The sequence below is a fragment of the Amycolatopsis nigrescens CSC17Ta-90 genome, from assembly GCF_000384315.1.
In the GTDB taxonomy this organism is placed as follows: domain Bacteria; phylum Actinomycetota; class Actinomycetes; order Mycobacteriales; family Pseudonocardiaceae; genus Amycolatopsis; species Amycolatopsis nigrescens.
In genome coordinates this window covers 6167179-6192400 of the sequence record NZ_ARVW01000001.1, presented here as the reverse complement: position 1 = coordinate 6192400, position 25222 = coordinate 6167179, and the positions used below count along the sequence as shown (strand labels likewise).

General features: G+C 71.6%; 22 protein-coding genes. 12 read left to right on the top strand and 10 right to left on the bottom strand.

What is annotated here, in order from left to right; all coding sequences use genetic code 11:
* The first annotated feature begins 29 nt into the window (after positions 1 to 29).
* The 5 genes from AMYNI_RS0129490 to AMYNI_RS0129465 all read left to right on the top strand — a co-directional run bounded on the left by AMYNI_RS0129490 (position 30) and on the right by AMYNI_RS0129465 (position 6581).
* Positions 30 to 1211, top strand: a complete 1182-nt coding sequence (locus tag AMYNI_RS0129490; RefSeq protein WP_020671690.1) for an acyl-CoA dehydrogenase family protein — start codon at positions 30 to 32, stop codon at positions 1209 to 1211.
* 35 nt (positions 1212 to 1246) lie between these two features.
* Positions 1247 to 2347 (top strand): acyl-CoA dehydrogenase family protein, encoded by a 1101-nt coding sequence (locus AMYNI_RS0129485; protein WP_020671689.1) that lies wholly within the window; start codon positions 1247 to 1249, stop codon positions 2345 to 2347.
* Positions 2344 to 3936, top strand: a complete 1593-nt coding sequence (locus AMYNI_RS0129480; RefSeq protein ID WP_020671688.1) for a long-chain-fatty-acid--CoA ligase — start codon at positions 2344 to 2346, stop codon at positions 3934 to 3936. The genes AMYNI_RS0129485 and AMYNI_RS0129480 overlap by 4 nt, the downstream gene beginning before the upstream one ends.
* A gap of 478 nt (positions 3937 to 4414) precedes the next feature.
* On the top strand, positions 4415 to 5437 hold the full coding sequence (locus tag AMYNI_RS0129470; RefSeq protein ID WP_026361103.1) for a fatty acid desaturase family protein: 1023 nt from the start codon (positions 4415 to 4417) through the stop codon (positions 5435 to 5437).
* Positions 5438 to 5471: 34 nt separating this feature from the next.
* Positions 5472 to 6581: an isopenicillin N synthase family dioxygenase gene (locus AMYNI_RS0129465; RefSeq protein WP_020671685.1), complete on the top strand. Its 1110-nt coding sequence runs from the start codon at positions 5472 to 5474 to the stop codon at positions 6579 to 6581.
* On the opposite strand, the gene AMYNI_RS45605 is transcribed toward AMYNI_RS0129465, so the two are convergent.
* Entirely contained in the window at positions 6517 to 6948 is a 432-nt protein-coding gene (locus AMYNI_RS45605) for a MarR family winged helix-turn-helix transcriptional regulator (RefSeq protein WP_020671684.1), read from the bottom strand. The two genes, AMYNI_RS0129465 and AMYNI_RS45605, sit on opposite strands and share 65 nt — an antisense overlap.
* Positions 6949 to 7034: 86 nt before the next feature.
* Here AMYNI_RS45605 and AMYNI_RS0129455 point away from each other — a divergent pair, with 86 nt between their 5' ends.
* A complete protein-coding gene (locus AMYNI_RS0129455) occupies positions 7035 to 7460 on the top strand; it encodes a DUF2269 family protein (protein WP_020671683.1) in 426 nt (141 codons plus the stop codon).
* Between the two features lie 20 nt (positions 7461 to 7480).
* Here the strand turns inward: AMYNI_RS0129455 and AMYNI_RS0129450 are convergent, their stop codons facing one another.
* Both AMYNI_RS0129450 and AMYNI_RS0129445 read right to left on the bottom strand, forming a co-directional pair.
* On the bottom strand, positions 7481 to 10192 hold the full coding sequence (locus AMYNI_RS0129450; RefSeq protein WP_020671682.1) for a bifunctional acetate--CoA ligase family protein/GNAT family N-acetyltransferase: 2712 nt from the start codon (positions 10190 to 10192) through the stop codon (positions 7481 to 7483).
* Positions 10193 to 10195: 3 nt separating this feature from the next.
* Complete coding sequence (locus tag AMYNI_RS0129445) at positions 10196 to 11368, bottom strand: acetoin utilization protein AcuC (RefSeq protein WP_020671681.1); 1173 nt, start codon at positions 11366 to 11368, stop codon at positions 10196 to 10198.
* A gap of 212 nt (positions 11369 to 11580) precedes the next feature.
* Between AMYNI_RS0129445 and AMYNI_RS0129440 the strand changes: the two genes are divergently transcribed.
* From AMYNI_RS0129440 to galE, 3 genes are all read left to right on the top strand, one after another.
* Complete coding sequence (locus AMYNI_RS0129440) at positions 11581 to 12276, top strand: iron-dependent transcriptional repressor DtxR (protein WP_020671680.1); 696 nt, start codon at positions 11581 to 11583, stop codon at positions 12274 to 12276.
* Positions 12273 to 13469: a galactokinase gene (gene galK, locus AMYNI_RS0129435; protein WP_020671679.1), complete on the top strand. Its 1197-nt coding sequence runs from the start codon at positions 12273 to 12275 to the stop codon at positions 13467 to 13469. The genes AMYNI_RS0129440 and galK overlap by 4 nt, the downstream gene beginning before the upstream one ends.
* A 120-nt stretch (positions 13470 to 13589) precedes the next feature.
* Entirely contained in the window at positions 13590 to 14582 is a 993-nt protein-coding gene (galE, locus tag AMYNI_RS0129430) for a UDP-glucose 4-epimerase GalE (protein WP_020671678.1), read from the top strand.
* Here the strand turns inward: galE and AMYNI_RS45600 are convergent.
* Positions 14551 to 15630 carry a DUF4192 domain-containing protein gene (locus AMYNI_RS45600; protein WP_020671677.1) on the bottom strand — a complete coding sequence of 360 codons (1080 nt, stop codon included), beginning with the start codon at positions 15628 to 15630 and terminating at the stop codon, positions 14551 to 14553. The genes galE and AMYNI_RS45600 overlap by 32 nt on opposite strands.
* A gap of 292 nt (positions 15631 to 15922) precedes the next feature.
* Positions 15923 to 17731 (bottom strand): Xaa-Pro dipeptidyl-peptidase, encoded by a 1809-nt coding sequence (locus AMYNI_RS0129420; RefSeq protein ID WP_026361102.1) that lies wholly within the window; start codon positions 17729 to 17731, stop codon positions 15923 to 15925.
* Positions 17732 to 17883: 152 nt separating this feature from the next.
* Here AMYNI_RS0129420 and AMYNI_RS0129415 point away from each other — a divergent pair, with 152 nt between their 5' ends.
* Both AMYNI_RS0129415 and AMYNI_RS0129410 read left to right on the top strand, forming a co-directional pair.
* Positions 17884 to 19452 (top strand): DUF4139 domain-containing protein, encoded by a 1569-nt coding sequence (locus AMYNI_RS0129415; RefSeq protein ID WP_020671675.1) that lies wholly within the window; start codon positions 17884 to 17886, stop codon positions 19450 to 19452.
* Positions 19440 to 20507 carry a DUF2293 domain-containing protein gene (locus AMYNI_RS0129410; protein WP_342667774.1) on the top strand — a complete coding sequence of 356 codons (1068 nt, stop codon included), beginning with the start codon at positions 19440 to 19442 and terminating at the stop codon, positions 20505 to 20507. The genes AMYNI_RS0129415 and AMYNI_RS0129410 overlap by 13 nt, the downstream gene beginning before the upstream one ends.
* On the opposite strand, the gene AMYNI_RS0129405 is transcribed toward AMYNI_RS0129410, so the two are convergent.
* The 4 genes from AMYNI_RS0129405 to pdxR all read right to left on the bottom strand — a co-directional run bounded on the left by AMYNI_RS0129405 (position 20504) and on the right by pdxR (position 23581).
* On the bottom strand, positions 20504 to 21121 hold the full coding sequence (locus AMYNI_RS0129405) for a GNAT family N-acetyltransferase (RefSeq protein WP_020671673.1): 618 nt from the start codon (positions 21119 to 21121) through the stop codon (positions 20504 to 20506). The genes AMYNI_RS0129410 and AMYNI_RS0129405 overlap by 4 nt on opposite strands.
* A gap of 38 nt (positions 21122 to 21159) precedes the next feature.
* Complete coding sequence (locus AMYNI_RS0129400) at positions 21160 to 21588, bottom strand: CBS domain-containing protein (RefSeq protein WP_026361100.1); 429 nt, start codon at positions 21586 to 21588, stop codon at positions 21160 to 21162.
* A 72-nt stretch (positions 21589 to 21660) separates the two neighbouring features.
* Entirely contained in the window at positions 21661 to 22155 is a 495-nt protein-coding gene (locus AMYNI_RS0129395; protein WP_040406055.1) for a GNAT family N-acetyltransferase, read from the bottom strand.
* A complete protein-coding gene (gene pdxR, locus AMYNI_RS0129390; RefSeq protein WP_020671670.1) occupies positions 22148 to 23581 on the bottom strand; it encodes a MocR-like pyridoxine biosynthesis transcription factor PdxR in 1434 nt (477 codons plus the stop codon). The genes AMYNI_RS0129395 and pdxR overlap by 8 nt, the downstream gene beginning before the upstream one ends.
* Before the next feature lie 82 nt (positions 23582 to 23663).
* On the opposite strand from pdxR, the gene AMYNI_RS0129385 reads away from it, so the two are divergent.
* Positions 23664 to 24239, top strand: coding sequence for a TIGR03086 family metal-binding protein (locus AMYNI_RS0129385; protein WP_020671669.1), 576 nt, complete (start codon positions 23664 to 23666; stop codon positions 24237 to 24239).
* A 2-nt stretch (positions 24240 to 24241) separates the two neighbouring features.
* On the opposite strand, the gene AMYNI_RS0129380 is transcribed toward AMYNI_RS0129385, so the two are convergent.
* Complete coding sequence (locus AMYNI_RS0129380) at positions 24242 to 25153, bottom strand: neutral zinc metallopeptidase (protein ID WP_020671668.1); 912 nt, start codon at positions 25151 to 25153, stop codon at positions 24242 to 24244.
* Between the last annotated feature and the right edge of the window lie 69 nt (positions 25154 to 25222).

The window sequence follows — 25222 nt, the reverse complement described above, 5'->3', positions numbered from 1 at the left end:
GAACGAGCCCGCCGGGTGGAGGTAACGGAATGCGGATCAGCTACACGCCCGAGCAGCAGGGGCTGCGTGCCGAGCTCCGGTCCTACTTCGCGAAGCTGATGACGCCGGAGCGGCGCGAAGCACTCGCGGGTGACGGCGGCGAGTACGGAAACGGCTTGGCGTACAAGGAGATCGTCCGCGATCTCGGCCGGGACGGGTGGCTCGCGATCGGCTGGCCCACCGAGTTCGGCGGGCAGGACCGGCCGATGCTCGACCAGCTGGTGTTCACCGACGAAGCGGCCGTCGCCGGGGTGCCGGTCCCCTTCCTCACGGTGAACACGATCGGCCCGACGATCATGCGTTACGGCACCGAAGAGCAGAAGGCGTTCTACCTGCCGAAGATCGCCGGCGGGGAGCTGCACTTCTCGATCGGCTACTCCGAGCCGGAGGCCGGCACCGACCTGGCCTCGCTGCGCACCCGTGCGGTGCGCGACGGCGACGAGTACGTGGTCAACGGGCAGAAGATGTGGACCAGCCTGATCGAGTACGCCGACTACGTCTGGCTGGCCGTGCGCACCGACCCCGAGGCGCGGAAGCACAAGGGTCTCAGCATGCTGATCGTGCCGACCAGCGCGGAGGGCTTCTCCTGGACCAAGGTGCGCACCGTGGCCGGGCCGGGCACCAGCGCGACCTACTACGAGAACGTGCGGGTGCCGGTGTCGGCGCGGGTGGCCGACGAGAACGCGGGCTGGCCGCTGATCACCAACCAGCTCAACCACGAGCGGGTGGCGCTCACCTCGGCCGCGCCGGTCCAGTCCGCGCTGGAGTCGGTGCGGCAGTGGGCGCAGACCACCAAACTGCCCGACGGCAGCCGGGTGATCGACGCCGAATGGGTGCGGCTGCACCTGGCCAGGGTGCACACGCACGCCGAGTACCTGAAGCTGCGCAACTGGAAGATCGCATGGGCCGCGACCGAGCACGAGCTGGGCCCCGCCGAGGCGTCGGCGACCAAGGTGTTCGGCACCGAGTTCGCGATCGAGGCGTACCGGCTGCTGATGGAGGTGCTCGGCGCCGGCGCGGTGGTGCGCGAGGGCTCCCCTGGCGAGCTGCTGCGCGGCCGGATCGAGCGGATGCACCGCTCGTCCCTGATCCTGACCTTCGGCGGGGGTACCAACGAGGTGCAGCGCGACATCATCGCCGCCGCCGCACTCGGCCTCCCCGTCACCCGCTGATCCGCCACCAGGCAAAACGCCAGAGGAGACAACTCATGGACTTCGCGCTGACCGAGGCGCAGGGCGACCTCGGCGGGCTGACCCGGCGGATCCTCGAAGACAAGGTGACGCCGAAATCGCAGGGAGCGCACGGGGACGGGCGCACCGACCGTGCACTGTGGACTGAGCTGGCCAGTGCCGGGATCCTGGACGCGGCGCTGCCCTCAGCCGTCGGCGGCGGCGGTTTCGGCCTGCTCGAACAGGCCAGCGTGCTGATCGAACTCGGCCGCGCGGTGGCCCCGGTGCCCTACCTGCCGACCATCACCATGGCGGCGAGCGCACTGGCCGAGCACGGCAGCGGCGGGCAGCTGGAACGCTGGCTGGTGCCGGTGCTGCGCGGCGGGCTGGTGCTCAGCGCGGCACTACCGGACGCGGGCAGCCCGTGCGGGTTCACCGCCGAGCGCGAGCCGGCGGGCTGGCGGCTCACCGGGACGCAGACCGCGGTGCTCGCCGCGGCCGACGCGGACGGTTTCCTCGTCCCGGCGGCGACCCCGGACGGGATCGCCGTCTTCCTGCTGGCCGCCGAAACCCCCGGGCTCGAGGTGCTGCCGCAGCGCACCGTCGACCGCGGCGACGCCGGGCTGGTCCAGCTCTCCGGTGCACTCGCCGGCGAGGACGCGCTGCTCGGCGAACCCGGCGCCGGAGTGGACGAGCGGCTGCGGCACCACGGCACCGTGGGCCTGTGCGCCCTTCAGCTCGGCGTGCTGGAGCGGGCGCTGGAGCTGACCGCCGGCTACGCCAGGGAACGCAAGCAGTTCGACCACGTGATCGGCGGTTTCCAGGCGGTCCGGCAGCGGCTCGCGGACGCATACGTGGACGTGGAGGCGGTCCGGCTCACCCTGTGGCAGGCGGCCTGGCGGCTGGCTTCCGGAGAGCCCGAGTGCGACGCGGAGGTGGCCACCGCGAAGTTCTGGGCCGCCGAGGCCGGGCACCGGGTCGCGCACACCGCGGTGCACGTGCACGGCGGTGTCGGTATCGACGTGGACTACCCGCTGCACCGGTACTTCGTCGCGGCCAAGCGCAACGAGTTCGCGCTCGGTGGCGCGACCGCGCAGCTCCGCGGTCTCGGCGAGCTGCTCGCCGACCAGCCGGCATGATCCCCACCGTCACCGAGCTGCTGCTGGCCAGGGCCGACGACGAGCACCCCGGGCTGCGGTTCGAAGACGAGAGCTGGTCGTGGGCGGAGCACGTGCGCGCCTGCGCGGAGCACGCGGCGCTGCTGCGGACGCTGCTGAAGCCGGGCGCACCCCCGCACGTCGGGGTGCTCGCGGACAACGTGCCGTCGTTCTCCTTCCTGCTCGGCGGTGCCGCGCTCGCCGGCGCGGTGCTGGTGGGGCTGAACCCGACACGCCGCGGTGCGGCACTGGCCCGCGACGTCCGACTGGCCGACTGCGGGCTGGTGCTGACCGAACGCCGGCACGCGCACCTGCTCACCGGGCTCGACCTCGGCGGGGCCGAAGTGTCCGAACTGGATGGTCCGGAGTGGACCGCCGCACTGGACGCGCACCGCGGCTCGCCGTTGCGCCCGGTCGCCGCGGGCCAGGACGACCTGCTGATGCTGATCTTCACCTCCGGCACCAGCGGGGACCCCAAGGCGGTGCGCTGCACGCACGGCAAGATCGCCTTTCCAGGACTAATGCTGGCCGACCGCTTCCATCTGTCCACTTCGGACACGGTCTATCTGTCCATGCCGATGTTCCACTCGAACGCGATCATGGCCGGCTGGTCGGTCGGGCTGGCCGCCGGCGCGACCCTGGCCCTGCGGCGCCGGTTCTCCGCGTCCGGTTTCCTCCCCGACGTCAGGAAGTTCGGCGCGACCTACGCCAACTACGTCGGCCGGCCACTGTCCTATGTGCTCGCCACCGAACGACATGCCGACGACGCCGACAATCCACTTCGCCTGCTGTACGGCAACGAAGGCGCCGAAGCGGATCTGGCCGCCTTCTCCGAACGCTTCGACTGCCAGGTGCTGGACGCGTTCGGCTCCACCGAGGGCGGCATCGGTTTCGCGCGCACCCCGGACTCGCCACCCGGCTCGCTGGGCCTGCCCGCCGAAGGGGTGCGGATCCTGCACCCGGAGACCGGCGAACCCTGCCCGCCGGCCGAGTTCGACTCCGCGGGTTTGCTGCTCAACGCCGAACAGGCCGTCGGAGAACTGGTGAACACCACCGGCGCGGGCTGGTTCGCCGGTTACTACCGGGACCCGGCCGCGGACGCGGAGCGTGTTCGCGACGGCAGGTACTTCACCGGCGACCTGGCCTACGCGGACGCGAACGGTTTCTGCTACTTCGCCGGACGGCGCGGGGACTGGCTGCGGGTGGACGGGGAGAACCTGGGCACCGCGCCGATCGAACGCGTCCTGCTCCGGCATCCCGGGGTGAAAGAGGCGGCAGTGTACCCGGTGCCGGACGAAAACGGGATCGGCGATCAAATCATGGCCGCACTCGTTCCCGGCCCCGGACCGGCCGCCTTCGACGACCCGGCCGCTTTCGGCGCCTTCCTGGCCGGCCAGCGCGATCTCGGCGCCAAGCAGCTTCCACGCTACGTGCGAATTGTCAAGGAACTCCCGAGGACGTCCACTTACAAAGTGCTGAAACGAGAACTGTCGGCCCAGGGCCGGCATTGCTCCGATCGGGTGTGGTGGCGGCCGAGTACGGCGCCCGTTTACGAAGCACTACCCGAGTAAGCCGATCTTCGCCTACCGTGTGCCGCATGCGTACGCGTCGGCGGCTCCCCGTGCCGTTCCCAGTGCTCGGGGCACTCATGCCGACCTCACTCCCGGCATATGCGGCACCTGACAAACTCACGCGCGGTGATTTCCGATTACGTGAGAGCGGCTATAACACGGTGATTTCGACGCTGGACACCACCCTGAATCGGGTTTCAGTGCCCGCCGCGCCGAACGGCGCGAACCGGAACGCAAGCACCGGTTCCCAGGTGGGCGGGCACGCCGGGGGCCCGTTCGGCTCCAGGTATCGTTCGTCCATGGCGGACACCTACCGTGTCCCCCGGACCCAGCTGTGGACGCTGACCGAATACGCCGGCCAACGGTTCGTCCTCGCGGTGGACCCCAAGAAGTTCTGACTCTCTCCCACCCACCCCACCCGTAAAGACGAGCACAGGAGCCCCGTATCCCTAATCAACTGCGTCAGAAAAGCGACCCGATCTCCTCCCTCGAAAACGAATCCGGCAGCGACTTCGCCCGGCTCTCGCGACGCGTGGCCAGCGCCGGGCTGTTCGACCAGCGCCACGGGTACTACATCGCCAGGTTCAGCATCGTCGGCGGGCTGTACCTCGCCGGGCTGGCCGCCTTCTTCCTGATCGGCGACTCCTGGTGGCAGCTCGCCATCGCCGCCTTCTTCGCGATCATGTTCGCCCAGGTCGCGCTCGTTTCCCACGACATCGCGCACCGCCAGGTCTTCCGGACGAGGCGGCGCGCCGAGATCGCCGGCTGGATCGCCGGGAACCTCGGCATCGGCATGAGCTACGGCTGGTGGATGGACAAGCACACCCGCCACCACGCCAACCCCAACCACGAAGAACTCGACCCCGACGTGGACCCGGACGTGCTGGTCTGGTCCCCCGAGCAGGCCAAGGCCGCCAAGGGCGTGCCCAAGTTCATCGGCCGCTGGCAGGCGTTCCTGTTCTACCCGCTGCTCACCCTGGAAGGCATGAACCTGCACATCTCCGGGTTCCGCGCGCTGTTCCGCCCGACGCTGAAGCACCGCGCGCTGGAAGCGACCCTGCTGATCGTGCACGTGGCCGCCTACCTCACCGCCCTGTTCCTGGTGCTCTCCCCCGGCAAGGCGCTGGTCTTCCTCGCCGTGCACCAGTGCCTCTGGGGCGTCTACATGGGCTCGGTGTTCGCACCGGGGCACAAGGGCATGCCGATGATCAAGCCGGGCACCAAACTGGACTTCCTGCGCCGCCAGGTGTTGACCACCCGCAACGTGCGCGGCGGCTGGCTGGTGGACACCGCGATGGGCGGGCTGAACTACCAGATCGAGCACCACCTGTTCCCGCACATGCCGAGCCTGCACCTGCGCCGGGCCCAGCCGATCGTGCGCAACTACTGCGACGAGATCGGCATCCCTTACCACGAAACGGGTTTGTTCCGGTCCTGGGCGGAGGCGCTGACCCATCTGCACCGCGTCGGCGCACCGATCAGGAGCGGGGAGTCCGGCTGAGCACGGCCGCCCGGTGACCGGATGCTGAGAGGGCATGCGCACCGGGCGGGCACCATGCTCCCCTTGGCTCGTGGCCCTCTCCCCGTCTGCGCTGCCGATCGTCGACCTCTCCCGGTTCCGCACCGACCGTGCGCGGTTCCTCGGCGAACTCCGCCGGGCCGCGCACGAGGTCGGGTTCTTCTACGTGCTGGGACACGGGGTCAGCCCGGAGGTCACCGGCGCGATCGTCGAGACGGCGCGCCGGTTCTTCGCACTCCCGGAGGCCCAGCGGCTGGAGATCGAGAACGTGCACTCGCCGCAGTTCCGCGGCTACACCCGCACCGGGACCGAGGTCACCGCGGGCAGCGCGGACTGGCGGGAGCAGCTCGACGTCGGCGCCGAGCTGGCCGCGCTCGAACCCGGCCCCGGCGCGCCGGCCTACCTGCGGCTGGTCGGCCCCAACCAGTGGCCGTCCGCGCTGCCGGAACTGCGCACGGCCGTGCTCGCGTGGCAGGCCGAGGCGCTGCGGGTCTCCCGCGAGGTGCTGCGGGCGCTGGCCGCCGCGCTGGGGCAGCAGGAGGACTACTTCGACCGCTGGTTCGACGAGCAGGCGGCGATCCACCTCAAGGTCGTGCACTACCCGCCGCGCCCGCGGGCGGAAGCCGGGCAGGGCGTCGGCTCGCACAAGGACTACGGCTACCTCGCCCTGCTCCAGCAGGACGAGGTCGGCGGGCTGCAGGTGCTGACCGAGGGCGGCGACTGGATCGACGCCACCCCGGTCCCCGGCAGCTTCGTGGTCAACATCGGCGAGATGCTGGAGATCGCCACCGACGGCTACCTCAAGGCCACCCGGCACCGGGTGCTCAGCCCGCCGGCCGGGGTGGACCGCTACTCGGTCCCGTTCTTCCTGGCACCCCGGCTGGACGCGGTGGTCGAGCCACTGGAGCTGCCGGCCGAGCTGGCCGCGGCGGCGCGCGGAGTCACCCAGGACGAGCACAACCCGCTGCTGGCGGCCTACGGGGAGAACGCGCTGCTCGGCTGGCTGCGCTCACATCCGCGGGTGGCGCGGCGCTGGTGGCCCGAGTTCGCGGCCGGGTCGGCTAGCCCGGCGGCGGAACGAGCGCCTGGAGCAGCCGCCGGAACTCGGCCCGCTGCTCCGGGGTGAGCCCGGCCAGCAGGTCTTCGTCCAGCTTTTCGGCCAGCCGTCCCGCGGCCCCGAGCAGGTCCCGGCCCTTCCCGGTCACCTCGAGCCGGGCCGGGTGGCCGTGGCCCTCGTGCCGGCGGCGCACCGCACCCAGTTCCTCCAGCGCGCGGACGGTTGCGTGCATGCTCTGCGCGGTCACCCCGGAACGGCGCGCGAGGTCGCTGTAGGACAGCTCGGGATTGCGGGACAGGTGACCGAGCGCGCCGAGGTGGCGCAGGGTGAGCCCGTGCTCGGCCAGCCCGGACTCCAGCCGCCGCTGCGCGGCGCGCCCGGCCACGACCAGCAGGAAGCCGGCGGAGGCCGCCAGCGGCGGGTTCTCGGGACTCATGGCTGCTCTCTCGGTCGGGGCGCTCGGAGACAGTGTGCACCGGCCCTGGTGACAGCCGGACTTTCAGCCAGGCTTAAAGTAGCGCCATGACCGAACTGCTGCTGACCCTCCACGTGCTCGCGGGCCTGCTGTTCATCGGCCCGGTCACCGTCGCGACGAGCCTGTTCCCGCGTTACGTGCGCGAACGGAACCTCGCCGCGGCGCTGCTGCTGAACCGCGTCAGCCGGGTCTACGCGCTGATGTCGGTCACCGTGCCGGTGTTCGGCCTTGCCCTCGCGCTGCGGACGGACGTGCTGACCGAGGCATGGCTGCTGGCTTCGCTGGTGCTCACCGTGGTCGCGGCGGTCGTGCTCGGCCTGCTGGTCGTCCCGGGTCAGAAGCGGCTGCTGGCCGGCCTTCGCGACGACACGACCGACCCGAAGGCAGTGCGCATGGCCGCGATGCCGGCCGGGATCTTCGCCCTGCTCTGGGTGGTCGTCGCGGTACTGATGGTGCTGCGGCCCGGCGCCTGAACCGTGCCGGTCGGTGCTGGTCAGCCCTCGGCGGGCGCGTTGATCGGGCGCAGCCGCCGGGGGCCGGTGTCGGGGCGTGAAGGGGGCGGGCCGAGCACGGCCCTGGCGTTGGCCACGAAAGCACCGGCCGGCGAGGCCAGGATCGGCTCCAGGCTCAGCGACCGCACCTCCGGGTTGTCCTCGGCCAGCGCGGCCACCCGCAGCACCAGGTCCTGCAGCGCGGCCAGGTCGGAGGGCTCGTCCCCGCGGTAGCCGGTCAGCAGCGGCGCCGTGCGCGGCTCCCTGATCAGGGTCGCGGCGTCCACATCGGTCAGCGGCACCGCCCGGTACGCCCGATCCCCCAGCAGGTTGCTGACCAGCCCGGACAGCCCGAAGGAGACCAGCGTGCCGAACGACGGGTCGTCCTGCAGCCCGATCACGCAAGAGATGCCCTTCGCCGCCATCCGCTGCACGTAGACCTCGTCCTCGCCGGAGACCTCGCAGATGTCGCGATAGGCGACGCGCACCGAGTCCTCGGAGGACAGGTCGAGCCGCACCCCGGCCAGGTCCGGCCGCCCGCGCAGCCGCTCGTCCACCGCCTTGATCGCCACCGGATAGCCCAGCTCCGCCGCCGCCGCGACCGCGTCGTCCACTTCGGACGCGACCCGGAAGGGCACCACGTCGATGCCGTAGCAGCTCAGCAGCCGGACCACCTCGTGGTCCTCCAGCACGGTGGCCTGTTCGGCGACGCCGGTCATCAGCTCCCGCACCACCGCCTGCGCCTGTTCCACGTGCAGCCCGGCCGGGCGCACCAGGTTGCCCTGCGGGCGCTGCCGCCACGCCGCGTACCGGACCACCCTGGCCAGCGCGTTCACCGCGCGCTCGGGGCTCGGGTACGAAGGCACCGAGCCGCGGGTCGGTGCGCCGTCCTCGGTGAGCACCGCCAGTTCGGCGGGCACGCCCTCCGCGGCGAGGAAGGTGGAGACGATCGGCTTCTCCTTGTGCAGGTCGATCACCGCCTCCCGCAGCGCGCGGGCATAGGTGGTGCCCGGGATCGCCAGCGGCGGCACGAAGACCACCACCAGCGCGTCCGTCTCCGGTGAGTTCAGCGCCTCGCGCACCGCGGCGGCGAACTCCTCCGGCCCGGTCTGCGCGCCCACGTCCACCGGGTCGAAGGCCAGCCGCAGCCCCTGCGCCCGCGCGGTGTCCGCGGCCAGCATCCCGATCGCGCTGGAGTTGCCAACGATGCCGACCCGCGGCCCGGACGGCAGCGGCTGGTGGGCGAGCACCAGCGCGGTGTCGAACAGCTGGGCCAGCGACTCCACCCGCACCACCCCGGCCTGCTCGAACAGCGCCTGCACGCTGGACTCGTCCACCTCGGCGGAGGTCGCGGCCAGCTGCGGGCGCACCGCGTGCCGCCCGGACTTCACCGCGACCACCGGCTTGGTGCGGGCCAGCCGCCTTGCCAGCCTGGCGAACTTGCGCGGGTTGCCGAAGGACTCCAGGTAGAGCAGCACCAGGTCGGTGTTCGGGTCGGTCTCCCAGTACTGCAGCAGGTCGTTGCCGGAGACGTCCGCGCGGTTGCCGGCGGAGACGAAAGTGGACAGGCCGAGCCCCCGCGCCTCGGCGTCGGCCAGGATCGCGGTGCCGAGCGCGCCGGACTGGCAGAAGAAGCCGGTGCGTCCCCTGGCCGGCAGGCGCGGCGCCAGCGTCGCGTTGAGCCGGACCGACGCGTCGGTGTTCAGCACCCCGAGCGCGTTCGGGCCGACCACCCGCATCCCGTGCGCCCTGGCCTCGCCGACCAGGCGCAGCTCGGCGTGCAGCCCGTGCAGGCCGGACTCGCCGAACCCGCCGGAGACGATCAGCAGCGTCTTCACGCCCTTGGCCAGCGCACCGTCCAGCACGGACTCCACCTGGTCCGCGGGCACCGCGACCACCGCGAGGTCCACCGAGTCCGGAATGTCCAGCACCGACGGGTAGGCCCGCACCCCGCGCACCGAGCGGTGCTCCGGGTTGACCGGGTACACGGTGCCGGCGAAGTCCGCGGAGAGCAGGTTGGTCAGCACCGCGTAGCCGATCTTGGTCGGGTCGGTGGACGCCCCGATCACCGCGACCGAACGCGGGTGCAGCAGGTTGTGCACGCTGCGCGCCTCCGCCGCCTGCTCCCGCGACCTGGCCACGGCCAGCGACTCCTCGGTCGGGTCGATGTCGAACTCCAGGTGCAGCACGCCCTCCTCGATCGCGCGGCTGACCTGGTAGCCGGCGTCGCGGAACACCCGCACCATGGCCGAGTTCTCCGCCAGCACCTCGGCCACGAACCGGCGCAGCCCGACCTCCGAGGCGGCGGCGGCCAGATGCTCCAGCAGGATCGAGCCGAGCCCCCGGCCCTGATGCGCGTCGTCCACCACGAAGGCCACTTCCGCCGATGGCCCCTCGTCCAGCCGTTCGTAACGGCCGACCGCGATGATGTCGTCCCCGAGCAGCGCGGCGAAGGCGACCCGGTCGTGGTGGTCCACCCGGGAGAACCGGTCCAGGTCGCGCTGCGGGATCCGCGGGTAGGCGCCGAAGTAGCGGAAGTAGCGGGTGCGCTCGGAAAGCCTGCCGTGCAGGGCGACCAGTCCGTCCGCGTCGTCCGGCACCACCGGCCGCAGGTGCACGGTGCCCCCGTCGGAGAGCACCACGTCGGCCTCCCACGCCCGCGGATAGTCGAAGGAACCACGGGGCTCGGTGTGCTCGGTGTGCTCGGAACTCATCGCTCAGTCCCTCGGATCGTCCGGATCGAGCCCGTGCAGGGGGAAGACCGCGCGGCGGGTGTCCCTGATCGCGACGTCCACCGGATCGTCATCGCCGTCGCCCCACGCGCGGTGTTCGGTGTCGGCCTTGTCGGTCATCGCGGCGGGCAGGACGGCTTTCGGCGCCGCCCGGAGCACCGTGTCCGTCCACTCCGGCGGCAGCGGCGTCTCCGGGGCCACGTCCCGGTCCAGCACGGTGGCCAGCAGATGGGTCCACGACCGCGGCACCACCCGGATCAGCTGGTACCCACCACCGCCGACGGCCAGCCATTTGCCGCCCGCGTACCGGTCGGCCAGCTCGCGCAGCGTCCGGTAGATCGTGCGATGGCCGTCCACGGAAAGCGAAAGGTCGGCGAGCGGGTCCTCCTCGTGCGAGTCCACTCCGCACTGGGTGACCAGCAGCTGCGGCCGGAACTGGGCGAGCAGCGACGGCACCACCGCGTGGAACGCCCGCAGCCAGCCGGCGTCCCTGGTGTGCGGCGGGAGCGGAATGTTGACCGAGCTGCCCTCGGCGCCCGCCCCGCCGAGCTCCGCGGAGTAGCCGGTGCCGGGCCACAGGGTGAACGGGTGCTGGTGCAGCGAGACGGTCAGCACCCGCGGGTCGTCGTAGAAGGCGTTCTGCACCCCGTCGCCGTGGTGCACGTCGGTGTCCACATAGGCGATGCGGTCGAAACCGTTGTCCAGCAACCAGGAGATCGCCACCGAGCAGTCGTTGTACACGCAGAACCCGGAGGCGTGGTCGCGCATCGCGTGGTGCAGGCCGCCGGCGATGTTGACCGCGCGATCGGCCGCGCCCTCGGCGAGCTTCCGCGCACCGAGCAGGGTCGAGCCGACCACCAGCGCGGAGGCGTCGTGCATCCCGCTGAAAACCGGGTTGTCCGCGGTGCCGAGCCCGTGCCCGACGTCCCAGCCCGCCAGCGGCGCCTCCTTCACCGCCGCCAGGTACTCGTCGACGTGGATCCGGCGCAGCTCGTCGTCACTGGCCTGCTCGGGCACCAGCAGCGGCACCCCGTCCAGCACCCCCAGCTCGGTGGCCAGCCTGATGGTCAGATCCAGCCGGACCGGATTGAACGGGTGCTCACCACCGAGGTCGTAACCCAGCAGCGCGGAATCCCAGACAACGGCGGGCGGGTACATATCCGCACCCTAATGCCAGTGCTCCCCCGCTCGCGATCGCGCGAGCGGGGCCGGATCCCGCCGCACACCGGGCCCGAACGGCCGCTGATCTTGCCGGGCCGGCGTCCGCGCAGCTCGGCGGGACTTTTTCCGGCAGGTGACTTGTTACCCGATCGCCTGCCGTGCCTGTCGGGGGCAACGACTACCATGAGCAACGGACGAAGGGGACAGGCGTGAATGATCTCATCGACACCACAGAGATGTACTTGCGCACCATCTACGACCTCGAAGAAGAGGGCGTCGTGCCACTGCGGGCGCGGATCGCGGAGCGGCTTCAGCAGAGCGGGCCGACGGTGAGCCAGACGGTGGCCAGGATGGAGCGCGACGGCCTGGTGGTCGTTGCCGACGATCGGCATCTGCAGCTCACCGACCACGGCCGGGAACTGGCCGTCGCCGTGATGCGCAAGCACCGGCTGGCGGAGCGCCTTCTGGTCGACGTGATCGGCCTCGAGTGGGAACAGGTGCACATCGAAGCGTGCCGCTGGGAGCACGTGATGAGCGAGGCCGTGGAGCGCAAGCTGATCAAGCTCCTCGGGCACCCCACCACGTCGCCCTACGGCAACCCGATCCCCGGCCTGGACAAGCTCGGCGAGGGTGAGCCGGCGCTGCCGGTGGAACCCGACCTGGTGCGGCTGGACGAGTTCGCCCGCGCCGGCGGCGGCAAGGTCGAGATCCGCCGGATCGCCGAGCACGTGCAGGCCGACGAGACGCTGATGAGCGAGCTGAAGTCGGTCGGCATCGTGCCGGGCAGCACGGTGGACGTGAGCAAGGCCAACGGGAGCAGTTCGACCGTCGAGGTGAGCGGCGAGGGCCACGCGATGCAGATCGCCACGTCCGTGCTGCACGCCGTACTGGCGCAGGCGCGGTGACCTCGGCCGCCGAGGCGGTGGAAGCCTTTCACGCCACGCACGGCCGTGCCCCTTCCGGAGTGTGGTCCGCACCCGGTCGGGTCAACCTGATCGGCGAGCACACCGACTACAACGACGGTTTCGTGCTGCCCTTCGCCCTGCCGCACCGAATCGCCGCCGCGGCCTCGGCCAGGCAGGACAAGCTGCTCACGGTGTCCACCCTCGGCTCGGACGGCCGCATCCAGCAGGAAGGCCCGTTCGAGCTCGGCGAGCTGCGCCCGGGTTCGGTCCAGGGGTGGGCCGCGTACCCGGCCGGGGTCGCCTGGGTGCTGCGGTCGCACGGCGTGACCGGGGGTGCCGACGTGGTGCTGGCCGGCGACGTGCCGACCGGCGCCGGGCTGTCCTCCTCCGCAGCGCTCGAGTGCGCCGTCGCGCTGGCCCTGCTCGGCCTGGACGGCCGCGCGGAGCCGAGCCTCACCGAACGGGCCGAGATCGCCACCTGGGCTCAGCGCGCCGAGAACGAGTTCGTCGGTGCCCCCACCGGGGTGCTCGATCAGACCGCTTCGCTGTGCTGCATCGAAGGACACGCGCTGTTCCTCGACGTCCGCTCGGGCGAGGTCGAACAGGTCCCCTTCGACACCGCCGCGGCCGGGCTCCGAGTGCTCGTGATCGACACCAGGGCCAAGCACGCGCACAGCGAGTCCGGCTACGGCGACCGCCGCCGCGGCACCGAGCGTGCCGCCGGTCTGCTCGGGCTGAACAGCCTGCGCGAGATCGAGTACGACGGCCTCACCGCCGCCGCGGACCGGCTGCCCGCGGACCTCGTCCCGCTGGTCCGGCACGTGGTCACCGAGAACCGGCGGGTGCTGGACATGGTCGAGCTGCTGCGCGCGAACCGGCTGGCCGAGACCGGCCCGCTGCTCGACGCCTCGCACGCGAGCCTGCGCGACGACTACCGGATCTCCTGCCCCGAGCTCGACGTCGCGGTCGACTCGGCCAAGGACGCCGGCGCGCTGGGCGCCAGGATGATCGGCGGCGGTTTCGGCGGATCGGCCATCGCGCTGGTCCGGGAGTCCGAAGTGGACACTGTCCAGCAGGCGGCGACCACCGCCTTCGAGCGTTCCGGCTGGCGCGCGCCCCGCATGTTCGTCGCGGTGCCCTCGGCCGGTGCCGGCCGGGAACATGACACATCCGGCGTGCTTTCCCCCGGATAGGGCAACCCCGGTTCGTGGTACGCGTCGGGGTAAGTGGACACTCTCCGCACACTGTGGCACCAAACACTGTGGCACCGACAGCTTCGGCTCCAGCGTTCCCCGACCGAGAAAGGCCCGACCGTGACCGACAAGCAGACCAAGACCCTGAAACTGATCGTCACGGGCGGCGCCGGTTACGTCGGCAGTGTCTGCGCCGCGCGGCTGGTCGAAGCCGGTCATGAGGTCACCGTCGTGGACGACCTCACCACGGGGTACGCCGACGCGGTGCCCGAGGGCGCGAGGTTCGTCGAGGGCGACGCCGCCGACGCCACCGCCTCGCTGCTCCCCGAAGGATTCGACGGGGTGCTGCACTTCGCGGCCAAGTCCCTGGTCGGCGAGTCCATGCAGGACCCCGGCAAGTACTGGCACGGCAATGTGGTCACCGCCCTCCGGCTGCTCGACGCCATGCGCGCGCACGGCACTTCCCGGTTGGTCTTCTCTTCCACCGCGGCCACCTACGGCGAGCCGGAGCAGTCCCCGATCCCGGAGACCGCCCCCACCCAGCCGACGAACACCTACGGCGCCACCAAACTCGCCATCGACCACGCGATCACCAGCTACGCCAGGGCACACGGGCTCGCCGCGGTGAGCCTGCGCTACTTCAACGTCGCGGGCGCCTACGGGCGGTTCGGCGAGCGACACGCCCCCGAGACGCACCTGATCCCGCTCGTGCTCCAGGTCGCCACCGGGGACCGGGACCAGATCCAGATCTACGGCGAGGACTACCCCACCGACGACGGCACCGCGGTGCGGGACTACATCCACGTCACCGACCTTGCCGACGCGCATCTGCTCGCCCTGCAGCACGCGGAAGCCGGCACCCACCGCATCTACAACCTCGGCAACGGCACCGGTTTCTCCGTGCGCCAGGTCATCGACGCCGGCCGCGAGGTCACCGGCCACCCGATCCCGGCCGCAGTGACCCAGCGCCGCAGCGGCGACCCGGCGGTACTGGTGGCGGCCAGCGATCGGGCGCGCGAAGAGCTCGGCTGGAAGCCGGAACGCTTCGACCTCAAGGGCATCGTCGAGGACGCCTGGCGGTTCACCCAGGATCGTCGAGCCGCTCGGCACTGACGTTCCCGAGGCCGGCCAGCGTCTTCGGGGCGATACCGCGCACGATCGCCTGCGCGAGCAGCCTGGACAGCAGGTGACCGGGGTCCGCGGCCAGCGCGTTCTCCAGCGCCATCCCGGCCAGCGCGCCGTCACCCCGCTGGTACGCCGCGTAGCCGAGCAGCGAGGCGGGCCCGGCGCGTTCCGGGGCCGGGGTGGCCCGGACCAGCGCCAGCCACAGCCGTTCCGCGGCCCTGCTCCGGGCGCTGCCCGGCGGTGACGCGGTGGCCAGGCAGGCGTCCCGGACGGTGGACTCCGACAGCGCCAGCACGATCCGCACGACCTGCTCGTCGGACAGGTTCACCTCGCCTTGCGCCGCCCGCCGCAACGCGTCGCGCAGCTCGGCACGGCAGGTGGCCCACCGCTCCGGATCGTCCCGCTCGCCGAGTTCGCACACGGCGTCGTCGAGCAGCTTCGAGCGGCGTTCGAGCGCGTCCCGGTCGCCGGGGTCGAGCAGGCGCCGCATTTCCTCGCGGCTGCTGAAGGTGACCGAGCCCTGCGCGGTCGTCGCGGCGGCGGCCACGGTGCCGGCGGGGTCGGGCAATGCGCCTCCGCAGTCCTGGTTCTGATAGCACCGCCACCGGCCGCCGGTCCGCACCTTCTCCGTCCACATCGCGTGCAGCAGCGGCACGCCGGCCGCCTTGAGCCGTCCGGTGACCGCCTCCACCAGCGCGGCGTGCGGTGGCCCGGTCGCCGGCGGTGTGCTCGGCGTGTTCGGTGTGCTCGGCGGGGTGCCGGGCAACCCGCCGAGCACGACGACGGTGGCGCCGACCTCGCCCTGCTCGATCAGGTTGCCGGCCAGCCACTCGGCCAGCTCGTGCTCGTGCCCCTTGGCGGGCAGGTCGCCGCGCTGGACAAGGCCGACGCGCCTGCCGTGGGGCGCCTGGTGTCCGATCAGCACCAGCGAGTCGGTGGGGTGGAAGCCCAGCAGGTACGGCACTGCGGCGATCAGCTGGGCGGGGTCGGTGAGGCGGACTGGGATCCGGCCGTCGGCCGTGGTCGCGGTTGTCATGCCTCCACTCTGCGGCCGGGGCGGGGGCGTGGGGCGGGGGCCGGCGAATCTGTGGACAGTTCGGGGCCGTGTGGACAGCTCACGGCCGATGATCTTGCTTCCGTGCTCGTTGTCGGTGGGCTCTGCTACTTTGCGCGGCCGCGCCGGCTCTGGCTCAGAATCTTGCGGGACACCCGCACCCGATCGATGGAGGCATGCGCAAAAAGCCTCGCATGCCCCCATCTCAGAATCTTGCGGGACACCCGCACCCGATCGATGGAGGCATGCGCAAAAAGCCTCGCATGCCCCCATCTCAGAACGAAGAGCGCAGGGCCGCCTTGCCGCCGAGCACCGGCAGCGTGATGGAGGTCCGGGTGAGGTCGATGGCCAGCCCGGCGCCGGGCTTGGGGCGCAGGGTGAAGTCGTGGTCGCTGGAGGCCAGCACGAACTCCAGCTTGTGACCGGCCGGCAGAACGTAGTCCTTCGCGATCAGCTCGACCTCGACCCGATAGCTGCTGCCCGGCCTGATCGGCTGGGTGCGGGCCGGGTCGGCCCGGTTCTGCGGGTCGGTCCAGCCGCGGGTGATCACCTTGGCGGTACCGTCCGGCGCGCGGTCCAGCAGCACGCCGGTGACGTTCGCGGCCGGCCGGTCGAAGGAGATCGCCAGGTCCGCACTGGCCTCCCCGGCCAGGCGCACCGGCTGTTTCGCCGCACCGGTCGAGTAGGACAGCCGGTTGCCCGAGCTGGGCAGATCCGCCAGCTCCTGGATGGTCTTGCCCGCGTCGTCGCTGAGCCGCTCCACTACCGGCCTGCCCGGCAGCTGGTCGCGTACGTCGAGCTTGCCGCGCTGGGCGCCACCGGGCCACGGGTAGACGGTCGCGTCGGCGGTGCCGGGCTTCGGCCAGTCGGCCTCGTCCACCCAGGAGCCGTCCTCCCGCTGCACGGTGGCCTTCGGCTCGCGCTCGATGCCGTTCCGCACGCCGTAGAGGTAGTGCGACATCCACTTGTTCAGCGTGACCAGCCATTCCTCCTTGCGCAGCGTGTACGGGTCCGCGTGCCCGGCCTGGTGCAGCCAGATCTTGTGCTCGACCCCGTGCCGGCGCAGGTCCTCGTACCACTTGGTGCCCTGGCTGGTCTTCACGTTCGCGTCGTTGAGGCCGTGCACCACCAGCACCGACGCGCGCACCTTCGACACGTCCTCGCGGTAGTTGCGCACGTCCCAGAAGCGGCTGTAGTCACCGGTGACCCGGTCCTGGTCCGCCAGCAGCCCGTCGATCACCGGGCGGCAGATGGACCGGTCCGCGCGGGTGTAGACGTAGTCCGCGAGCACGTCCGTGTCCTCGCCCTGGAACCCGCCGGCGGCGACCACCGCGCCGTCGTTGCGGTAGTAGTCGTACCAGCTGGAAATGGCCGCGATCGGCACGATCGTCTCCAGGCCGCGCACCCCCGTGCTGGCCACCGCGTTGGGCAAGGTGCCGTTGTAGGAGACGCCCATCATGCCGGTCTTGCCGGTGCTCCAGTCCGCCTTCACCGGCTTCCCGGCAGCATCCTCGGCGGGCGCGCGGTGGTTCAGCCAATCCACCACCGAGCGGGCGCCGATGGTCTCGTTCCGCTCACCGGTGGTCGGGCAGCCGGTGGACAGGCCGCTGCCCAGCGACTCGCCGTACACCACGGCGAACCCGCGGGAGGTGAAGTACTGCTCGTAGCGCCAGGTGATCGGCGGGGCGGACGGGCCGACCTTGTCGGTGGCGATCCGCGGCCCGGCCGGCGGGTGCGGCCTGCCCGGCACGTACAGCTCGACGTCGACGTTGTGGTTCGCCACCTCGTTGCCACCCGCGTAGTACGGGCTGGCCTGGTAGACCACCGGGACCTTCATGCCCTTCAAGGTGGCCTTCGGGCGCACCACCTGGGCGTGCACCTTGTCGTCCTTGCCGTCCCGGTCGCTGTCCACCGGCGCGGTCACCCAGAGGTCCTCGCGCAGCACGTCGGCCGGGTCGAAGACCGGCTGCGCCTGCCCGTTCTCGAACACCGGAGCTGGCGGTGGATCCGCTTGCGCCACAACGGAAGTCAACGGCAACGTGGCTACCGCCGCGAGCAGTGCGACGAGACGTGCGGGTCTCACTGGGCCCCCCGGTCGAAGTGCGAGAACATGGTCGACGAAGGCGACCCTTCCCGGCAGATTCGGTGCTGTCAAGGAATTCGCCCGGCTGACCGACTAAAGGCGGCCCGCATACCGGCGAGTGGCTCAATCCCGGATGGGCTACCGTCGGCGGCATGCCGACCCTCGTGGACCTGCCGATCGTCGCCGTGACCGTCTACCCGCGGTACGCCCGGATCACCCGGCGCGGGCCGGTCCGGCTCGGCGGCGACCTGCGGTACGCGGTCGAGGGCCTGCCGCTGGGGCTGCTCGGCGACTCGGTGCGGGCCGGCGGCACCGGCGCCGCCGCCATCGCCGGGGTGGAGATCAATACCGAACGGCTGCCCCGCCCCGCCGACCCGGCGATCCAGGAGCTGATGGACCGGCGGCGGGCGGCGCGATGGCGGCTGGACGAGGTGACCGACGCGGAGACCGTGGCGGCCTCGAAGGCGGAACTGCTCGCGACGCTGTCCCGGCGCAGCGGGACGTCCTTCGCCAAGGCACTGGCCGCGGGCACGGCCGAACCGGACCGGGTCGCGGTGGTGGGCGACGCGCTGGCCGATCAGCTCGCGCGGATCCTGGCCAGGCAACGCGAACTGGCCGAACAACGGGAAAAACTCACCGAAGACCTCTCCGCGATCGAACGGGCGCTGGAGGCGCGGCGGGTGGCCGACACCCCGGACCGGACCACGGTGACCATCGAGCTGGCCGCTGCCTCGGAGACCCCGGAGGGCACCGAGGTCGCCCTCGAACTGTCCTATGTGGTCACCGAGGCGGGCTGGGAGTCCGGTTACGACCTGCGGCTGCGCGGTGAGCGCGTGTCGGTCGGCTGGTACGGCGCGGTCACCCAGCACACCGGCGAGGACTGGCCGGTGTGCGAGCTGGCCCTGTCCACCGCCCGGCCCTCGGTGACCACCGGCGTGCCCGAACTCGGCCCGTGGTTCCTGGACCGGGTCCAGCCGGTGCGCGCGCCGGCCCCGCGGGCGGCGTCCGGCGGGTTCGGCGGCAGCCTGGAGATGCGCGAGACGGCCGCGTACTCGGCGGCGTCGGACGCGATGCAGCAGCAGGCCGCGGACGTCCAGCACGGCGTGGCCGCGGCGACCTACCGCCCGGCGAGGCCGGCCGCGATCGCCTCCGGCACGGTGGCGCACCGGAGCACCATCGCGGAGTTCGAAATGGACGCCGTGCTGGACTACGTGACGGCGCCGGTGCTGGCCGAAGAAGCGCACCTGCGGGCCGTCGTCACGAACAACGCCGAGCACACCCTGCGCCCCGGCCGGGCGTCGGTGTTCCACGACAACGAGTTCGTCGGCTCGACCATGTTGGAGAGCTGGGCTCCCGGCGAAGAGGTGGAGCTCGCGCTCGGCGTGGACGACCGCATCCGGGTGGACCGCGAGCTGGTCCGGCGCACCGCGAGCAAGGGCACGCTCTCCGGCACCCGGAGACGGGAGGCCGAGTACCGGATCGAGGTGGCCAACCACGGGCCGCGCCCGGCCGTGGTCACCGTGCTGGACCAGGTGCCGGTGTCCAGGGACGACGCGATCGTGGTGCGGGACGTGCACGGCGACCCGGAACCAGCCGAGCACACCGACATGGGCGAGCTGTCCTGGCGCCTCGAGCTGGAGCCGGAGGCCACCGGCGTGGTCACCCTGGCCTTCCGGGTGGACGTGAACAAGGGGGTCGAGCTGAGCGGGTGGCGGGAGTGACCGGCAGGCCGAAGCTCCAGCAGCGGGTCTTCGACGCCGCGGAAGCGAGCCTGAAGCGGTCGAAGTACCTGGCGCCGGTGGAGCTGCTGGCCGCGCTGGGCTGGCTGCCCGACCGCCGGGCCGAGCTGTGGCGACGCGGCCGGCTGGACGCGCTCGAACAGGCGCTGGAGGTGGACGCGGGCAAGGCCGCGACCGCGGTGGAGTACCTGCGGAGCTGGGCCGAAGTCCGGCAGCTCCAGCCGGTCGAAACCCGCTACCTGGCGGCCACCAGGGATCGCCGGCCGCTGCGGTTCACCCTCGACGGCGCCGAAGCGGCCGAACTCGCGTTTCGCACCCACTGGGTGTCCCCGGAGCTGTCCGAGAAGCGGCTCGAACAGCTCGTGACGCGGCAGAACAAGGCGCCCGACCTGGTGGTCATCTCGCCGGAGAAGGACTGGGCCTGCGCCGAATGCGCGCTGAAATCGGCACCGGGCGAGTTCCTGTTCGAAGAGGACGGCCGGTCGCTCTGCCTGTCCTGCGCGGACTTCGGCCATCTCGTCTTCCTACCGGCCGGCAACGCGGCGCTGTCCCGCCGCGCGAAGAAGGAGAGCGCGCTCTCCGCGGTGGTGATGCGCTTCAACCGCAGACGGAAGCGCAGCGAGCGGCTCGGCATCCTGGTCGGCGCGCAGGCGCTGGAGCGGGCCGAGAACCAGTGCCTCGCCGACGAGGACCTCCGGGCGCGGCGCCGGGAACGGGACGCCGAACGCCGGGCGAGCCAGGACCTGGTCTTCCAGGCCGCGATGGCCGAGCAGATCCGGCACCTGTACCCGGGCTGCCCGGCGGACCGGGCCGCCGCGATCGCCGAGCACGCCGGCGCCCGCGGCAGCGGCCGGGTTGGCCGCTCGGCGGCCGGGCGCGCACTGGACGAGCAGGCCGTCCGGCTGGCGGTGGTCGCGTCGGTCCGGCACCTGGACACGCCGTACGACGAGCTGCTGATGTCGAGCGTACCGCGTGAGCAGGCCAGGGAGCGCATCCGCGACGACATCGACCGGGTGCTCGACGGCTGGGCGGGTTAGCGCGGTTCCCGCCACATGGCCCAGACCGCCGGCCCGCCCCGCACGTTGAACTCCTCGGTGACCCGGAAGCCGAAACGTTCGTACAGCGGGACATTGCCGGGCGCGGAGGACTCCAGGTACGCGGGCTGGCCTTCGGCGTCGCAGCGGTCCAGCCGGGAGTCCAGCAGCAGCCTGCCGAGCCCGGTGCCGGCGAACTCCGGGTCGCTGCCGATCTGCGCGAGGTACCAATGTGGACGGTTCGGATGCCGTCGTTCCATCAGGTTGATCAGCCTGGCGCCCCGCGCGGCGGACCCGAGGCGCCGACCGAACACCTTGGACATCACCCTCAGCTGGCCCAGCTGACCGCTCACCGGCGGATCGTTCCAGTGCCCTGGCGGATCCCAGATCGCGCCGGCCACCAGTCGCCCGTCCCGTCGCACCACCTCGGTGGCCCCGTGCCGCAGATGCGACTCGCGCAGCACCGCCTCGAACAGGTCCGGTAGCCGCCGCGCCCGGAACCGCTCGTCCGCCATGATCCAGCTCATCACCGGATCGCGCTGGAAGGCCGCGGCAAGTACCTGGCACAGCTCGGCGACGTCCCGCCCGGTGGCGGTGTGCAGGGTGGTCTCGGTCATCTCCCCACCCTGCCAGCACCCGCCCAGCCTTGAGAGATTCAGCCCTGGGAGATGTAGTCCTCCAGCTGCTGCCTGCTCTTCTCCAGCTCCTGCATGCGAACCTTCACCACGTCACCGATGCTCACGATGCCGGCCAGCCTGCCCTCGTCCAGTACCGGCACGTGCCGGATCCGCCGCTCGGTCATCACCACGCTGAGCTGGTCCACGGAATCCTCGGGGGTGCAGCTGGCGACCATGGTGGTCATGATCTCCGAGACCGGCACGCCGAGCAGTTCCGCGCCCCGCTCCTGCAGCCGCCGCACCACGTCGCGCTCGGACACGATGCCGGCGATTCCGTCCGGGCCGAGCACCACCATCGCACCGACGTTGTGCTGGGCAAGACCGCCGAGCAGCTCGGTCACCGTCTGCTCCGGTGCGATGGTCGCCACCTGGGATCCTTTGCTCCGCAAGACATCGGCAATCCGCATAAAGACCTCCCGACCCGGTGAAGCTGGTTCGTCACAGGTTATGGCCTTTTACCCACCGGCGAAAGTCGCGAATCAGGCAGATCGCCCCGGCGCGCGGCGCAGCACCACCCGCGGGCCGATCCGGTCCAGCCCGGCCGCCCGCTCCGCCGCGACCAGTCGGCGCAGGCCGGGGCCCCAGTCCGCGTCCGAGAACTCGAGAAAACCGTGCTTTCGATACCAGGGGGCGTTCCACGGAACATCGCGGAAAGTGGTGAGGGTGACCGACTTTGTGCTTTCTTGCACAATCGCGGACAGCAGCGCTGTACCGATTCCGCGTCGGCCGTGCTCCGGAACCACCGAGATCTGGTGCAGGTGCACGGCGTCGTCGAGCGGGCCGTACACCGCGAAACCGACCGGCGGCCGACCGGCGACCAGCACCGTGTGCGTGGCGTCCAGTTCGTCGAGAACGCTGCCCGGCGGGAACTCCACGCCCTCGAACAGACCGTCCGACGCCTTTTCCACCGCGGGCAGCAGGGCCAGCTCGCTGGTCTCAACGGGACGGATATGTCCTTTATAGACTTCAGTCACGCAGTTCCTCCGCGATCTCCCGCAACCGGCGCAGGCCAGGCACGATCCGCTCGGTCGCGATGGCACCGAAGCCGAACACGAGTCCCCGCACCTCCGTGCGCCGCATCGTAAAGTCTCCCAGTGCGTAGAGCGAAACACCGTGCCTGCGGGCCGCGCGCACCAGCCGCCGGGTGCCGCATTCGCCGGTCGCGCTCAGATGCAGCCCCGCGGCGCAGGGTACCGGGGTGAGCAGATCGGCGAAATCGCTTTTCAGCGCGGCGGCCAGCACCTGGTGCCTGGACTGGTACACCCGCCGCATCCGGCGGACGTGCCGGGCGAAACCGCCCTCCTCCATGAACTGCGCCAGCGCGGCCTGCGCCGGGCCGCCGGACTGCCAGTCGCTGAGATATTTGGCCTTGCGCAACGGTTCCCGCAACGCCGGCGGGGCGACCAGGAAGCCGAGCCGCATCGACGGGTACAGCACCTTCGAGAACGAGCCGACGTAGAGCACGCGGCCGGTGGTGTCCAAACTGTACAGTGGTTCCAGCGGCCTTCCGCCGTAACGGAAATCGGTGTCGTAGTCGTCCTCGACGAGCACCGCGTCGTTGCGCCGCGCCCACGAGATCAGCTCCATCCGGCGGGCCAGCGACATGGCGAGTCCGAGCGGGTACTGGTGCGACGGGGTCACGTGCACCAGCCGGACGCCCGGCGGGATTCGCGACACCACGATGCCCTCGTCGTCCACCGGCACCCCGATCACCTGTGCGCCGAGGCTTTCGAACAGGTGCCGCGGCGGCGGATAGCCGGGGTCCTCCACGGCCACCTTGTCCCCCGGCCGCAGCAGCACCCTGGCCAGCAGATCGACCGCCTGCTGCGCGCCGCTGGTGACCAGCACGTCGTCCGGGTCGGCCACCACGTCGCGGGAAACGCCGACCTGGCGCACGATCGCCGCGCGCAACGCCGGCAGGCCGGCCGGGTCGCCGTAGGTCAGCACGTCCGCGCCGGAACCGCGCAGCTGCTGGGCGACCAGCCGCCGCCAGGTGTCGAACGGGAACAGGGTGACATCCGGGACACCGGCCCGGAAGTCGTACTCCGGTGCGGGCGCGAAGCTTCGCGGCGGCTTCGGCACACCTGCCCACAGTTCGGTGGCCGACACCCCCGTTCCTTCCGGCACCGGCCTCGGCGCCGGCTTCTCGCGATGGATGCCGGACCGGACGAAAGTGCCGGCACCGACCGTGGCGGTCAGGAAGCCCTCCGCGGTGAGCTGGTCGTAGGCCGCGCTGACGGTGTTGCGGGAGACCGCCAGCCGCTCGGCCAGCTCCCGGGTCGGGGTGAGCGTCTCACCCGGCCGCAGCCTGCCGTCCAGGATGGCGGCCCGGATCTGCCGGTAGATCTGCTCCTTGCGGCCCCGGCCGCCGGCGAGGTCCACATGGATGTCGACGGTCACCGGGCCATCCTAGATTGGCCCAGTGCGGTCGCTTGGTTTTTGGCCCTTCCATGGTGCCGCTATCCGGACCTAGCGTCGGGCCATGGACATCCGCGAACTCGATCGCCGCGCGCTCGACTTCTTCGACAAGGTGGCCGACGGGCTGCGCACCGCCGACCTCGACCTGCCCACCTCCTGCGCCGGCTGGCGGCTGCGCGACCTGCTGCGACACCAGGTCAGCGAGAACACCGCCTTCGCGGTCGCGCTGCGGGAAGGCAGCGCGCCGGACTGGGACAGCGGCTCGCTCGGCGACGACCCCTACCGCGCGTACGCCGACTCCGTGACCGCAGTGCTGGCCGCGATGGAGGACGACGAGGTGCTGAACCGGCAGGTGACGGTCCGGGAGTTCGGCACCTTCCCCGGGACCGTGGCGCTGAGCATGCACCTGGTCGATTCGGTGGCGCACGGCTGGGACCTTGCCGTAACCCTCGGCGTGCCCTACCTGCAGGACCTCGAGGCCGTGCAGGCCGCGCTGGATTTCGCCAGGCTGATCCCGGCGGGCCCGGAGCGCGACGACCCGAAGTCGTCCTTCGCCCCGGTGGTCCGGACCGGGCCGGGCGCCTCGCCGCTGGACGAGCTACTCGGGCTGCTCGGCCGCGACCCCGCCTGGACGCCGTGAGCTCAGGACACTTCCTCGGCCGGGGCGGCGAAGGTGTTGCAAGCGCCCAGGTTCCCGGTCTCGAATCCGGCCTGGGCCCATTTGACCTGATGCTTGCGCGTGCCGTGCGAGTCGCTGCCGTCCACCGCACCGAACCCGGCCATCACCCGGTTCCCGAGCGCCTTGGTGATCGCGCCCCGCCCGGCGGCGCCGGCCACGAACAGCCCGCCGAAGCAGTTGGCCTGCAGCTCGATCCGCCGGGTCAGCTCGAGTTCCTCTGGACCGCCGTTCTCCAGCGGGCGCAACAGCTTCTCCACGCCCGCCATGATCCCGCTCAGCTCCTGGACGTGGTGCCCGTACTCGTGGGCCAGCACGGACAAGTGCAGCGCCTGGTCCACCCCGGCGTCTTCGAGCAGCCGGTCCCGCGGCATGTAGATCACCCGGTCGCCGGAGCAGTAGTACGCCAGCGCCTCCTCCTTGGAAGGCGCGTCACCGCAGGCGCTGTCGCTGGGCAGCACGACTTCGAGCCCGGCGGTTTCGAAAGGTTCGCGCACGGCGGCCAGCGCGGGGCTCCACGCCTCGTCCAGGCAGCCGATGGTGGCCTGGTAATAGGCCGTGAGCGCCTCCGCCGACCGGGAGAGGGCCGGTAGCTCGCAGGTCACCTCGGCCAGGGTCACCTCGGCCGCGAGCAACGGGTTGGCGGCCGTCTCGTGGACCGCGCGCGGAGCCGCCTCGCTCTCCTGCCGCTGCTCCGGCGCGTCCGCCCGGCCCGCATCGCCGGGACGGGCGGGCGAGGCGAACCCAGCTACCGGCCGCGAAACGATGCCGGGCAACGCCACCGCACCGACCAGGCCGAGCACGACCACGAGCACCCCGAAGATCGCGAACGGCGAGTTCCGGCCGGACCGCGCCGGCGCGGGCGGAGGCTGTGGCAAGTCAGGCAAGTCAGGCAGATCTGGCAAGTCAAGCAGATCACGCTGTTCAGGCGGCCGGACGGCGTGCGC